This window comes from Prevotella sp. 10(H) (assembly GCF_000711235.1).
GTDB lineage: Bacteria > Bacteroidota > Bacteroidia > Bacteroidales > Dysgonomonadaceae > Dysgonomonas.
Genome location: NZ_JOMI01000003.1, coordinates 158171 through 171164 on the forward strand (window position 1 = coordinate 158171; position 12994 = coordinate 171164).

A 12994-nucleotide genomic window follows, 5' to 3' on the forward strand; every position below is an offset into this window, starting at 1 on the left:
GTTATTCCACCTTTATTACTTTACCTGCTCCCGAAATGGATTGGTCTACCTGAGCATTTCCTTTATATCTGACATTTCCGCTACCCGAAACTTTTACATTCAGTATCTTTTCGGCATATACGCTGAAGTTTCCGCTACCCGATACAGAGCATTGTACTGTATCAGCTATTAATCCTAATGTTTCGGTTTTTCCGCTTCCTGAAATAGTACTTTCCAGTTGGTTGACTTTTCCGCCTAAAACGTTGAGGCTGGCCGATCCCGATGCTTTATATTTAATACTGTGAGCTGTAAGGCTATCAATGGTGAAGTTCCCGCTTCCTGATACTGACAATTTCAGGTCTGTTGTTTCAAGTTTGCCTTTTATGTGTGCTTTCATGGCACCGCTGGCACTTATTCTGGTCAGGCCGGTGGAGTTAGTATAAATATCACATTTTGTAGGATTAATATTTTCCTTACTTCCTATCGATAATTTTCCGTCTTTGGATTCGATAGTCAGCAGCGGATAAATGTTTTCATCTGTTTCGATACGCAGATAGGGTGCTGCATCAGTATTCTGTTCGTAAACCATGTTGCAACCACCGCTAAATTCTATTTCTTTATATTCGGCAATATTCACTTCATTTACTGTAATATTTCCGTTGCCTTTAATTGCATTGAATGAGCAGCTTTGCATCCCCATTATCAAAAGGGTAATACCGATTGTGTAAAAAAATGTTTTCATAATAAATATTCTTTTTGAAGTTATAAGTTATAAGTATGACGGGAGAATATATAATCTGGTTACAAATAAATTGAAAAAAAATTAAAAATTGTATTTTCAGGCAAATTATATTAAAACCAAATATTAATTGTCCTTCTCAATAAATTAAGAAATTGGTCGGATACTCCAATAATTTATTATTCCCGTTCGTTTATAGGCTTATACTCTTTTAATTCAGCTGCATTCTTATATGCCGGACGGATAATCCGTTTCTGTCTGAAATTCAATTCTTCGATACGGTGGGCACACCAACCTACAATGCGCGCCATGGCAAACAGAGGCGTATATATTTCCTGCGGAAGCCCGATCATGTCGTAAATAAATCCCGAATAAAAGTCCACATTCGCGCATACCTGCTTATTTACGTTCTTTCCTTTCATTTCCATGAAGTTGAGGATTGCGCGTTCTTCCAACAGTCTATAGAAGTTGTATTCAGCTTCACGCCCTTTTTCTACAGCAAGATCATGAGCCATTTCTTTAAGCAGCATTGTGCGCGGGTCGGAAATTGTATAAATAGCATGGCCGATTCCATATATTAAACCGGACTTGTCGTACGCTTCTTTATTGAGTATTTTCAACAGATAACGGTCTACTTCTTCAACGCTAGTCCAGTTCTTTACATTTGCTTTGATATTTTTCATCATATCAATGACTTTCAAGTTGGCGCCTCCGTGTAATGGCCCTTTAAGTGAGCCGATACCGGCAGCAATTGCAGAATAGGTATCTGTTCCGGCAGAACTTGTCACACGTACTGTGAATGTAGAGTTATTTCCTCCTCCGTGGTCGGCATGCACCATAAGGGCAAGGTCGAGTATCTTAACATCCAAAGGGGTATAGTGATGTCCTTTCATCATGTAAAGGAAGTTTTCAGCCAGTGAAAGATTTGGCTGCGGATGCCTGATATGCAAAGATTTTCCGCAGCTATGCCGTAATGCATTGTGCGCATAGGCTATGATAGTAGGGAATGTGGCTATCAGGTTCAATGACTGTTTTATGAGGTTATCGGGTGAGATATCATCCGGCTTTTCATCGAATGTGTATAATTCGAGTACGCAACGCGAAAGATAATTCATAATGTCATTTCCTACCAGGTCTAGGATATGCATAACGATTTTGGGCTTCAAATCCATGATACAGCTCATCAGTTCCGAAAAATCGCTTAGTTCTTCTTTTGTGGGCAGGTTTCCTGAAAGGATGAGATATACTACTTCCTCAAAACCCAACCTGTTTTCTTTCTGGGCGCCTTTTACAATATCTTCCAGACTGATTCCCCTGTATAACAGTTTACCCGGAATAGGAGTCAGTTTCCCGTCTTCGCCGCGCTCGTATCCGACTACATCGCCTACTTTGGTAAGCCCGACGATTACACCTGTATGATCTTCGTTGCGGAGTCCGCGCTTTACACCCATTTTTTTAAATTGTTCGGGATCGAAATTACTGGTAGTGCATACTGTTCCCGATATTTTGTCAACTATTCTTTTACCGAGTAATCTGTCCATAATATTTTATATATGAGTTATACATTTTCAGAATATTAAATCGCAATTACGCTCTATATCATTAATTTTTGCACCGAGGCTTTTATAAAATGTGATAGCGGGGTGATTCCATTCGGATACCTGCCACCGCAGCCCGTTACAATTTTCTTCTTTGGCTTTGTCAATAACCTTATTTATCAGCAAAGTACCTATTCCTTTGCCTCTGTACTCTTGCCTGACATACAGGTCGTCCATATACATGGATTTTCCGGTCCATGTATAATATGCAAAGAAAAAGTTAACGTAGCCAACAATTATACCATCCTCATTTCGAGCGACAAAGCCATGTATATATTCTTTCTCTCTTTTCATTCTTTCGGCCGTATTGACCATATTCTCGGGTAATTTCTCGAAAGCGGCAAATTCATGAAAAAGAGAGATAAGCTCTTCGAAATCGGATTCTTGTATGGGTTCTGTTTTTATATTCATATTATTAGATTATTGTTTATAAAAATTGTCGATACTTTCATTTTCCTGCCAGTTATATTCTATTCTGAAAGCAATCCTGCGGGCTTCTTCGAGTCCAAAAATATCCCGGATAAATCCGAGTGCCATATCCATGCCAGCACTGATTCCCGAAGAAGTATAATATTTTCCGTCTTTTACCCAGCGCGCCTCTCTTATCCATAAGACATTTGCTGAACTTTCCTTTACCCAATCGAAAGAGCGTTTATTCGACGTCGCTTTTCTACTGTCCAGAAGGCCGGTTTTGGCAATTAGTGCACTACCTGTACAGACAGTCAATACATATTCGCTTTTCGACGCTAGCAGTTTTATTTTTTCAATGAATATCTTGTTGTTTATTTCAGTTCTTGTACCTAAACCTCCGGGGATAAATAATACGTCATTTTTGTCGATAATAAGAGAGTCCAGTGGGTCGGTTATAATTTCAACATTATCTGTATTTTTTATGATTCCGCCTTTTTCAGAGAAATACCGTAATGTACAATCTCCTATTTTGCCAAATATTTCAACAGGGCCGAAGATATCCAGTGTTTCGAAATCAGGAAATAGAATAACATTAAAAATCATATTATCATATCTGTTTTGATTTCATGTAATTCAATGCACTGCCGGCTTTGAACCATTCTATCTGTATATCATTATATGTATGGGCGACTTCAAATGATTCTTTAGTTCCGTCTGAATGTTCCAGTTCTACAACAAGATTTTTGCCCGGTTTGAAATGTGTTAATCCGAGTATGCTTATCTTATCGTCTTCACGTATTTTGTTATAATCGTCTTTATTAATAAATGTCAGTGCCAGCATACCCTGCTTTTTCAGATTTGTTTCGTGGATACGGGCAAAGGATTTTACCAAAATGGCTTTTACATTCAAAAATCGTGGTTCCATAGCTGCATGTTCGCGAGACGAACCCTCGCCGTAGTTTTCTTCAGCTACAACTATAGAGCCTAAGCCTGCAGCTTTGAATTGTCGGGCAAGTTTTGGTACAGAGATATATTCGCCCGTTTCAGTATCCAAAACTGCATTTGTCTTATCATTAAAAGCATTGACTGCCCCAATCAGCATATTGTCAGATATATTATCGAGGTGTCCGCGAAAACGCAGCCAAGGCCCTGCCATAGATATATGGTCGGTAGTACATTTCCCTTTTGCCTTTATCAATAAAGGTTGTTCGATAATATCTTTGTCATCCCATGCAGAGAAAGGTTTGAGTTCCTGTAAGCGTTGAGAATCGGGTGCAATCTTTATCTCTCTTTCGGAGCCATCCGCAGAAGGGGCAACGAAACCATTATCATCATTCTCATAGCCTTTAGGCGGCAGTTCATATCCTTTCGGTTCCTGCAATTTTACCATTTCTCCTTTTTCGTTTGACAGAGTATCGGTCATCGGATTGAAGCACAAGTTCCCAGCAATACTCAATACTGCTACTATTTCGGGAGAGGTAACAAAAGCATGTGTATTCGGATTGCCGTCATTACGCTTGGCAAAGTTGCGATTGAAAGATGTCACTATTGAATTCGGACGGTCAGGATTCTCTGTTTCCCGCTTCCATTGGCCAATACAAGGTCCGCAGGCATTTGCCATAATAGTTGCTCCGGCTTCTTCGAATGTTGATAATATACCGTCTCTTTCCGCTGTATACCGCACCTGTTCCGATCCGGGATTGATAATAAATTGTGCTTTTACCTTTATGTTTTTATCTTTAGCATCGGCAATAACAGATGCAGCACGCGACATATCTTCATACGATGAGTTTGTACATGAGCCTATCAGACCTACTTCCATCCTTTGCGGATAGCCTTTCTCTCTTACTACTTTTGCAAACTCCGAAATAGGATGTGCTGCATCAGGTGTAAACGGCCCGTTGATATATGGCTCGAGGGTAGATAAATCGATTTCAATCACTTGGTCGAAATATTTCTGCGGATCACTGACGACTTCTACATCCGGTTGCAGATATTCTATTATTTTATCAGCCATTGCGGCAACATCTGCTCTGCCTGTAGCTTTCAGATATTCCGACGCTTTTTGATCGTATGGAAAAATAGATGTGGTAGCGCCGACTTCTGCGCCCATATTGCATATAGTAGCTTTACCTGTTGCCGAAAGTGAAGCCGTTCCCTCGCCAAAATATTCGATGACTGTATTTGTTCCACCTTTCACGGTCAGTATTCCTGCTAGTTTCAGGATCACATCTTTCGGTGAAGCCCATCCTGAAAGCTTTCCTGTAAGCTTTACACCTATAATTTTCGGCATTTTCAATTCCCATGGCATTCCGGCCATTACATCTACCGCATCTGCTCCTCCGACACCGATTGCAATCATGCCGAGGCCTCCGGCATTAGGAGTATGTGAGTCCGTGCCTATCATCATTCCACCGGGAAATGCATAATTCTCTAGCACTACCTGATGGATTATTCCTGCTCCGGGTTTCCAGAAACCGATTCCGTATTTATCAGATACGGCACTGAGAAAATCGTATACTTCTTTATTGGTTATTTCCGCAGTATGCAGGTCTTCCTTTGCTGACTTAAATGCCTGTATAAGATGGTCGCAGTGCACAGTAGATGGCACAGCAACACGTGTACGTCCTGAGTTCATCAACTGAAGCAATGCCATCTGTGCAGTTGCATCCTGCATGGCAACCCTGTCGGGTGAGAAGTTCACATAATCTGTTGCCCGTGCAAAATCCTTAATATTATTGACTTCTGACAGATGGGCATAGAGTATTTTTTCACTTAAAGTCAGCGGGCGGTTCAGAAATCTTTTAGCATCATTGGTTTTCTGTGCATAAGATTTATAAAAAGCCTGAATCATATTTATGTCAAAAGTGTTACTTGCCATTACAGATTGATATTTTTTGTGGTAATTATTTTTCGTTTCGTCAGAATACAAAGATAACAAAATATCTGTTAGTTCTTAGTTCCTATCATGTATACAGGGGTTAGTCTTTAATACAAAATGATAAAAAATATCTGCTTAATGTGTATATGATGACTTTTAATTTTATGTATTCTTTTGCGGGAACAGGCTATTTTAAGAAAGACATTAAATCGTGAGAGATTTTATTTATCATTGATAAAAAAATAAGATGAGAAACAAAGTTTATTTTAATGTGATAATTTATTCTTTTCCATATTAAAAATGTCAAAGAATCTGAATTGAAGATATACTTAAAGAGTATTTTCTTACTTTTGTATTTCAAAAAAGAAATCTTGCATGAAAAATGGCTTTATTATAATATTATTTTTATTATTCACAACTTTAACAATATATGCACAACCCTCTTCTGAAAGACTGATCCGGCAAGGAGTTTCTTTGCACGACAAAGGACGTTATAAGGAAGCGATTGCATGTTACGAGGAGGCATTGAAAGTTAATCCGACCTCCATGTCGGCTGTTTATGAAATGTCTTTGTCGTACTTACAGCTGAAAGACTATGATAAGGCTTTACGGAATAGCGGAAAGGTTATTGCTGCTAATTTCCAGCCTTTATTAATGGATGCATACATTGTGAAAGGAACGGCATTAGCTAATCAGGATAAGATGAACGAGGCGCTCAGAACATTGAATGAGGCACTCGAAAAATGTGGGGATGAATATCTTTTACATTTCAATCTGGGACTTTGTTATTTCAACAATAAGGACAACCGTATGGCAGTGCAGCATTTGCGAAAAGCAATTGAGATAGATGCGACACATGCCAGTGCATTTTTGTTATATGCTTATGCTTTGAACGATTTGGGAAGATGGGTTCAGAGCTTTTATTCGTTCCACTTTTTCCTTCTGCTCGAACCTAATACCGGGAGATCAAGTGATGCTTTCGGCGAAATGTATGACATAATAAATGCACAACTCGACGCAGGTTCAGATAAACTTTTGCCGGAAGACGGTATCGACAGGAATATTCTTTATAATGCTATACAGCAGAAGAAAACAGGAGCGACGGACGAGATATCACAGTATGATTTTTTCGTAGAATCATCTAAATTGATTTTCTTTACATTGTCGCAGATGCAAAATGATACACAAAACGGTCTGATGTGGTATTTCTTTGTGCCTACTTATGAAGAGATATTGGGTTCGGGGCATTTCGATACCTATTGCCGTTATGTAAGTGTTGCATATTTTCCGGAATCACTCACATGGTGGGAGAATAATAAGACCCATGTGGATAATTTTATAGAATGGTTCGAGAACGGACAAGGCGGAGTAGACGAGGAAGCAGATTACGGGGATGATTCGGATCTTGATGAAGCCCTTTGAGAGAATGATTAAGAATAAATGTTACAGGAAGCAGAGAATAGATTAATAGAGCGGCTCCATGACCCTAAGACCCAGCAGTCCGCCTTTTCTGAACTGGTAAAAGAGTTCAGCGAAGTATTGTATTGGCAGATTCGTAAAATAGTATTGAGTCACGATGATGCCAATGATGTTTTGCAGAATACATTTATTAAAGTCTGGACAAGCATCGACAATTTCAGAAGCGAATCTAAGATATCCACATGGTTGTATCGTATAGCAATAAATGAAGCTATAACATTCTTGAATAAGCAACGCACACAAAATAATGTATCGATGGACGATGCGGATACATTTTTATTATCCCGCCTCGAAAGCGATGAATATTTCGATGGCGACGAGGCCCAGATCAAATTACAAAAAGCAATATTGACACTACCCGAAAAACAACGCATCGTTTTTAATATGAAATATTTTGATGAGATGAAATACGAGGAGATGTCAGAGATTCTTGAAACCTCTGTGGGAGCCTTGAAAGCATCATATCATCATGCTGTGAAAAAAATTGAGGAATTTTTATCGGTTGACGATTAAACCTTTTTGTGTTACCTTAGTCTATAATATAGATAGAGTTTGTTAAAGAATTAAGTATTATGTTGGATAAAATCGACAAAAGTAAGACACCGTTTAAGATTCCCGAAAATTATTTCGAGAATTTTAATGCCGAAATGATGGACAAGCTTCCTTCCAAGCAAACGGAAAAAGCGAAGATTGTTCCATTGTGGAAAAAGGTGCTGCCTTGGTCGGCTGCAGCTGCAATGCTATGCGGAATTGTGTTTTCTACGGGAGTATTTAAACAAAATGCTACCGAAGATCCCGAGCCCGTAATATCGTCGGCAGTGGCTTCTTCTGTGGATGAAGATGATTATTATCATTTCCTGGAAGACGAGGTTGCAAGAGCTAACAGATTTGACGACACTTTTTATAGTAATAATTAAACCTAAATACGTTTTATATGAAGTTTAAAAGTATTCTGGCCGTGTTGATACTTATTATGAGTTCGACACTTTCAGTAAGCGGTCAGGGTCTGAAGAGAAGCGGTTTTGACATAGAAACAATAAAGAAGGAGAAAGCAGCATTCCTTATAAAGGAGCTTGAACTTACCGACGCCGAAGCCAAAGCATTTATTCCTTTGGAGTCGGAATTTGTGTCAAAAAAATTTGAAGTAAACAGAGAAGCGCGCTACGAAACTCGTGCGCTACAAGAGAAGCCAAATAAAACAGAAGAGGATTATGAACGGATTACCCGTCTGAATCTGGAGTCGGAGAAAAGAGAAGCTGAGCTTCAAATAGAGTATTACAAAAAATTTGCAGACGTTCTCTCCGCTCAAAAAATAGAAAAATACCGGGGAGTAGACCTGAAGTTTAAGGAACATATGCTGCAGAAACTTGGCGAACACAGAAAATCAAGGCCGCATCGCCACAGACAAGGAAAATAAATTGACAAAAAGTTTGTTTTATTATAAAATATATATACTTTTGTTCCAATAAAGAATATATTATGTATAATAAAGCACATCATCATCATTTGTTATTACTGCCATAAGGTGAGTAACATATATTGATGTGATGATGTTTACAAAAATATAGAAAGAGCTTACCTGATGAGGGTAGGCTCTTTTTTTTGTTGAAATAAATATAAAACAAATATACTATGGTATTAAGAATTGCAGTACAGTCGAAAGGACGTTTATTTGAAGAAACAATGGAGCTTCTACAGGAAGCCGGTGTAAAACTGAATAATATTAAGCGTACATTACTCGTTCCCGCGAAAGGTTTTCCGGTAGAAATACTTTTTCTACGTGATGATGATATACCGCAGGCAGTTGCAACCGGTGTAGCTGATATCGGTGTGGTAGGAGAAAATGAGTTTGTAGAAAAGAACGAGGCTGCTGAAGTTATAAAGCGACTCGGTTTTAGCAAATGTCGCCTGTCGCTGGCTATACCTAAAGACGAAAAATATGAAGGTATAAAATGGTTTGAAGGGAAAAAGATAGCAACATCTTATCCTTTCATCCTGAATAAATATATGAAAGAACATAATATCAATTCTGATATTCATATCATTAGCGGGTCTGTAGAAATTTCGCCGAGTATAGGCTTGTCGGATGCTATTTTTGATATTGTTAGTTCGGGAGGTACACTTGTGAGCAACCGTCTGAAAGAAGTAGAAGTTGTAATGCAATCCGAGGCTTTACTTATTGCTACAAAAAATCTTTCGCAGGAAAAGAAAGATATTCTAGATGAACTGATATTCAGAATCGAAGCAGTACAGACTGCAACTGATAAAAAATATGTACTTTTGAATGCGCCCGAAGATAAACTTGATGAAATAATTGATATCCTTCCCGGAATGCGCAGCCCTACTGTTACACCATTAGCAACAAAAGGCTGGTGCTCGGTGCAGTCGGTAGTCGACGATAAACGTTTCTGGGAAGTAATCAGCAGGTTAAAATCATTGGGAGCAGAAGGAATATTAGTTTTACCAATCGAAAAAATGATATTATGATTCAGGTTTCAGATGATATTGTATTATATCCTTTGTCGGTGGACGACATTTTCAAGATTTTCAATACTTTGAATGACGAACGTGAATATATGCGTGAGTGGCTACCCTTTGTAGACACAACAAAAGAGGTGGAAGATACAGCCAGTTTTGTAAACCACGTGCTGGAAACGACCGATCAGCAATTCACTATCTATTATCAGGAGAAGTTTGTAGGTCTTGTAGGATTCAAAGATACGGACAATGCCAACAAAAAGATAGAGATTGGTTATTGGCTTTCTCAATACGCACAGGGCAAAGGCATCATGGTGCACTCGGTACTTAAACTTATACAACATGCTTTTTCCGAAATGGATATGAACCGTATACAGATAAGAGTTGCAGTCGGAAATCATAAAAGTCGACGAATTCCTGAAAAGTTGGGTTTTCAGTTCGAAGGAGTTGAGCGCGACGGCGAATTACTTGTAGATAACGTTTATACCGATATTGCCGTATATAGTTTGTTGAAGAGAGAATTTAAAGGATAAAACGATGCAGATTATAAAATATCCCGAACGTTCCGAATGGGCTTCTATACTTGCCCGCCCGCAGTTTGATACATCTTCGTTGAATGATACGGTAAGTACAGTGCTATCTGATATTAAGAAAAGAGGAGATGAAGCGGTTATGGAATATGAGGAAAAGTTTGACAAAATAAGACTTACATCCTTACTTGTAGACTCAGCCGAGATAGAAGAATCTGAATATTTAGTTTCGGAAGAATTAAAAGCTGCAATCTGTCTGGCTAAAAAGAATATAGACTCTTTTCACCGTAGCCAGATTTTTGAAAGTAAGAAAATAGAAACAACCGAAGGTGTCACATGCTGGCAAAAGGCAGTAGCTATCGACAAGGTCGGCTTATATGTTCCCGGAGGAACAGCGCCTCTATTTTCAACCGTATTGATGCTTGCCGTTCCGGCAAAAATAGCGGGTTGTAAAGGAATAATTCTTTGTTCACCACCGAATAGAGAAGGAAAAATACATCCGGCAATTCTTTTTGCAGCAAAAGAGGCCGGAGTAGATAAAATATTCAAGATTGGAGGTATACAGGCTATAGGCGCAATGGCTTATGGTACCGAATCAGTTCCTAAGGTTTATAAGATATACGGGCCGGGCAACCAGTATGTTATGGCAGCAAAACAACTGGTCAGCCTACGCGATGTGGCGATAGATATGCCTGCCGGGCCATCGGAAGTGCAGGTAATAGCAGACGATTCGGCAAACGCGGCATTTGTTGCAGCCGATTTACTATCACAGGCGGAACATGGGGCGGATAGTCAGGTAATACTGACAACTACCAGTGAATCGTTTATTTCGGATGTATTACAGGAAATAGAACTGCAATTGTTTGAACTACCCCGTCGTGAAATTGCTGAAAAGGCTTTACAGAATAGTAAATTAATCTTGTTGAGGAGTAATAGTGAAATAATCGACATGACAAATCAGTATGCTCCCGAACATCTGATAATAGAAACCTCCGACTATATGGATATAGCCGATAAAATTGTTAATGCAGGCTCGGTATTTCTCGGGCATCATACGCCTGAAAGTGCAGGGGACTATGCATCAGGAACGAATCATACGTTACCTACCAACGGGTATGCGACGGCATATAGCGGTGTCAATCTGGATAGTTTTGTGAAGAAAATTACCTTTCAGAAAATCACTAAAAAGGGTATCCGAAATCTCGGGCCAGCAATAGAAATAATGGCTGAGAGTGAGGAATTATTTGCACATAAGAATGCGGTAACTTTAAGGTTGAAAGAATGATAATACCTCTGATTCTTGAATATAAGACTAAAGGCTATGAGGATATGCTGGTATTGCGTCACAAGATATTGCGCGAACCGCTTGGCTTGACTTTTTCAGAGAAAGATATTGAAAAAGATAAGGGCGATATTCTGATGGCGCTTGTCTTACCTAAAGAGCAGAAGATGCTGGCCTGCTGTATTTTTACCCGTGTAGATGAACACACGGTTAAGCTTCGTCAAATGGCTGTAGATAGAGAACAACAAAAGAGCGGATTAGGAACCAGCATGCTCTCTTTTGCCGAATATGTAGCCGAGAGAGAAGGTTTCGAAAAGATTGTGTTGAATGCCCGTAAAGTAGCCGTGGCTTTTTATCAGAAGTATGATTATAAAATTATTGGAGAAGAATTTACAGAAGTGGGTATTCCTCATTTCAGAATGGAAAAACGAATAAAAATGGAAAAGGAAAAACAACAGGTAGTCGACGAAGTATTGAAATATATCGATATTACTCTTACTCCTTTCGGCAAACCGCAACGCGGAGTTATCGATGTGGAGAAACGCGATCCGATGTACGACGGCAACGGAGTCGTATATATGCTTTCGATATTCGAAAAAGGAGAGTTAGTAAATAACCGTATCGGTACTTATATGGTATTGCTGAATAAAGGCGACCAGGCTGGATTTCATGAACATGGTACTAAAAAGGAACAGGAACTGTATGTGCTTGTACATGGCGAAGGGGAGTATATCGAACGTCAAGGCTTGGATAAGATAACAAGGAAGTTCAATCTGAAAAAGGGTAATGTAACCTCGATACAAGGCGACAATAATTACCATTCCATTATCAATACAGGCGATGAACCATTGATTATATTTGTGGTAACGACCTATGAAAAGGCCTGATTAATTATTTTTTACTATCGGTAAGTATCCGATTTTAACAATTATCATTACATTTAGGCAGGTAAATAAATTGTCGAATTTCTAAATCTATTTTATTATGGGTAAAAGAATATTAATGCTGGCCGGTGATTTTGTTGAAGATTACGAATTGATGGTACCATATCAGGCTCTTTGCAGTGTAGGATTCCATGTTGACGTGGTTTGTCCGGGTAAAAAAGCCGGTGATCAGTTAGCAACGGCTATACACGATTTTGTGGGATTTCAGACCTATGTGGAACTTCGGGGACATAATTTTACGCTTAATAAAAGTTTAGACAGTGTAAAACTTGAAGATTATGCAGGGTTGTATATTACAGGGGGGCGCGCTCCCGAATATATCCGGCTCGACCCTAAAGTGATAGAATACACCCGGTATTTCTTCGAAAAGAATCTTCCCGTAGCAGCTATCTGCCATGGAATACAAATTCTTACGGCTGCAAATGTTGTAAAAGGTCGTACATTAACTTGCTATGTGGCTGTAGGGCCGGAAGTAACACTTGCGGGCGGTAATTACAAAGATATCCCTGCAACGGAAGCTATAACCGACGGTAATCTGACTACTTCTCCTGCATGGCCGGGACATCCTGCTATTTTGAGAGAGTTTTATAAATTGCTGGGAGTAAAAATAGAATTGTAAATCAGATAAATTAAAGAACTATTGAATGTCCTTTGTGTAAATCTGAAAGTGAAA

At 39.1% G+C, this 12994-nt stretch carries 14 protein-coding genes; 9 read left to right on the forward strand and 5 right to left on the reverse strand.

The window, feature by feature from the left end:
* Position 1: 1 nt before the first annotated feature.
* From K348_RS0106065 to K348_RS0106085, 5 genes are all read right to left on the reverse strand, one after another.
* Positions 2-721 carry a head GIN domain-containing protein gene (locus K348_RS0106065; protein ID WP_029903972.1) on the reverse strand — a complete coding sequence of 240 codons (720 nt, stop codon included), beginning with the start codon at positions 719-721 and terminating at the stop codon, positions 2-4.
* A 176-nt stretch (positions 722-897) separates the two neighbouring features.
* Positions 898-2259, reverse strand: coding sequence for a citrate synthase (locus K348_RS0106070; protein WP_029903974.1), 1362 nt, complete (start codon positions 2257-2259; stop codon positions 898-900).
* A gap of 27 nt (positions 2260-2286) precedes the next feature.
* Positions 2287-2727 carry a GNAT family N-acetyltransferase gene (locus K348_RS0106075; protein ID WP_029903975.1) on the reverse strand — a complete coding sequence of 147 codons (441 nt, stop codon included), beginning with the start codon at positions 2725-2727 and terminating at the stop codon, positions 2287-2289.
* Between the two features lie 9 nt (positions 2728-2736).
* Positions 2737-3330, reverse strand: a complete 594-nt coding sequence (locus K348_RS0106080) for a DJ-1/PfpI family protein (protein ID WP_029903976.1) — start codon at positions 3328-3330, stop codon at positions 2737-2739.
* Positions 3331-3334: 4 nt separating this feature from the next.
* Positions 3335-5608 (reverse strand): aconitate hydratase, encoded by a 2274-nt coding sequence (locus K348_RS0106085; RefSeq protein ID WP_029903977.1) that lies wholly within the window; start codon positions 5606-5608, stop codon positions 3335-3337.
* Positions 5609-5983: 375 nt separating this feature from the next.
* Here K348_RS0106085 and K348_RS0106090 point away from each other — a divergent pair, with 375 nt between their 5' ends.
* The 9 genes from K348_RS0106090 (at position 5984) to K348_RS0106135 (ending at position 12940) form a co-directional block, all read left to right on the forward strand.
* Entirely contained in the window at positions 5984-7030 is a 1047-nt protein-coding gene (locus tag K348_RS0106090; protein WP_029903979.1) for a tetratricopeptide repeat protein, read from the forward strand.
* 18 nt (positions 7031-7048) lie between these two features.
* Positions 7049-7600: an RNA polymerase sigma factor gene (locus K348_RS0106095; RefSeq protein ID WP_029903981.1), complete on the forward strand. Its 552-nt coding sequence runs from the start codon at positions 7049-7051 to the stop codon at positions 7598-7600.
* A gap of 59 nt (positions 7601-7659) precedes the next feature.
* Complete coding sequence (locus K348_RS0106100) at positions 7660-8004, forward strand: hypothetical protein (RefSeq protein WP_029903983.1); 345 nt, start codon at positions 7660-7662, stop codon at positions 8002-8004.
* A 17-nt stretch (positions 8005-8021) separates the two neighbouring features.
* The gene (locus K348_RS0106105; RefSeq protein WP_029903984.1) at positions 8022-8504 is read left to right on the forward strand and encodes a hypothetical protein; all 483 of its coding nucleotides are present in this window, start codon (positions 8022-8024) and stop codon (positions 8502-8504) included.
* A 215-nt stretch (positions 8505-8719) separates the two neighbouring features.
* The gene (gene hisG, locus K348_RS0106110) at positions 8720-9574 is read left to right on the forward strand and encodes an ATP phosphoribosyltransferase (RefSeq protein ID WP_029903986.1); all 855 of its coding nucleotides are present in this window, start codon (positions 8720-8722) and stop codon (positions 9572-9574) included.
* Positions 9571-10098 carry a GNAT family N-acetyltransferase gene (locus K348_RS0106115; RefSeq protein WP_029903988.1) on the forward strand — a complete coding sequence of 176 codons (528 nt, stop codon included), beginning with the start codon at positions 9571-9573 and terminating at the stop codon, positions 10096-10098. Before hisG ends, K348_RS0106115 begins: the two co-directional genes overlap by 4 nt.
* A 4-nt stretch (positions 10099-10102) precedes the next feature.
* Positions 10103-11380, forward strand: a complete 1278-nt coding sequence (gene hisD, locus K348_RS0106120) for a histidinol dehydrogenase (RefSeq protein WP_029903990.1) — start codon at positions 10103-10105, stop codon at positions 11378-11380.
* On the forward strand, positions 11377-12264 hold the full coding sequence (locus tag K348_RS19380) for a GNAT family N-acetyltransferase (RefSeq protein WP_231496751.1): 888 nt from the start codon (positions 11377-11379) through the stop codon (positions 12262-12264). Before hisD ends, K348_RS19380 begins: the two co-directional genes overlap by 4 nt.
* A 97-nt stretch (positions 12265-12361) precedes the next feature.
* A complete protein-coding gene (locus K348_RS0106135; RefSeq protein WP_029903992.1) occupies positions 12362-12940 on the forward strand; it encodes a DJ-1/PfpI family protein in 579 nt (192 codons plus the stop codon).
* The last annotated feature ends 54 nt before the right edge of the window (positions 12941-12994 follow it).

What these genes read in the sequence shown, in the direction of transcription:
- K348_RS0106065 (WP_029903972.1), bottom strand. Translation starts at nt 721, where the DNA reads ATGAAAACATTTTTTTACACAATCGGTATTACCCTTTTGATAATGGGG.
- K348_RS0106070 (WP_029903974.1), bottom strand. Translation starts at nt 2,259, where the DNA reads ATGGACAGATTACTCGGTAAAAGAATAGTTGACAAAATATCGGGAACA.
- K348_RS0106075 (WP_029903975.1), bottom strand. Translation starts at nt 2,727, where the DNA reads ATGAATATAAAAACAGAACCCATACAAGAATCCGATTTCGAAGAGCTT.
- K348_RS0106080 (WP_029903976.1), bottom strand. Translation starts at nt 3,330, where the DNA reads ATGATTTTTAATGTTATTCTATTTCCTGATTTCGAAACACTGGATATC.
- K348_RS0106085 (WP_029903977.1), bottom strand. Translation starts at nt 5,608, where the DNA reads ATGGCAAGTAACACTTTTGACATAAATATGATTCAGGCTTTTTATAAA.
- K348_RS0106090 (WP_029903979.1), top strand. Translation starts at nt 5,984, where the DNA reads ATGAAAAATGGCTTTATTATAATATTATTTTTATTATTCACAACTTTA.
- K348_RS0106095 (WP_029903981.1), top strand. Translation starts at nt 7,049, where the DNA reads ATGTTACAGGAAGCAGAGAATAGATTAATAGAGCGGCTCCATGACCCT.
- K348_RS0106100 (WP_029903983.1), top strand. Translation starts at nt 7,660, where the DNA reads ATGTTGGATAAAATCGACAAAAGTAAGACACCGTTTAAGATTCCCGAA.
- K348_RS0106105 (WP_029903984.1), top strand. Translation starts at nt 8,022, where the DNA reads ATGAAGTTTAAAAGTATTCTGGCCGTGTTGATACTTATTATGAGTTCG.
- hisG (WP_029903986.1), top strand. Translation starts at nt 8,720, where the DNA reads ATGGTATTAAGAATTGCAGTACAGTCGAAAGGACGTTTATTTGAAGAA.
- K348_RS0106115 (WP_029903988.1), top strand. Translation starts at nt 9,571, where the DNA reads ATGATTCAGGTTTCAGATGATATTGTATTATATCCTTTGTCGGTGGAC.
- hisD (WP_029903990.1), top strand. Translation starts at nt 10,103, where the DNA reads ATGCAGATTATAAAATATCCCGAACGTTCCGAATGGGCTTCTATACTT.
- K348_RS19380 (WP_231496751.1), top strand. Translation starts at nt 11,377, where the DNA reads ATGATAATACCTCTGATTCTTGAATATAAGACTAAAGGCTATGAGGAT.
- K348_RS0106135 (WP_029903992.1), top strand. Translation starts at nt 12,362, where the DNA reads ATGGGTAAAAGAATATTAATGCTGGCCGGTGATTTTGTTGAAGATTAC.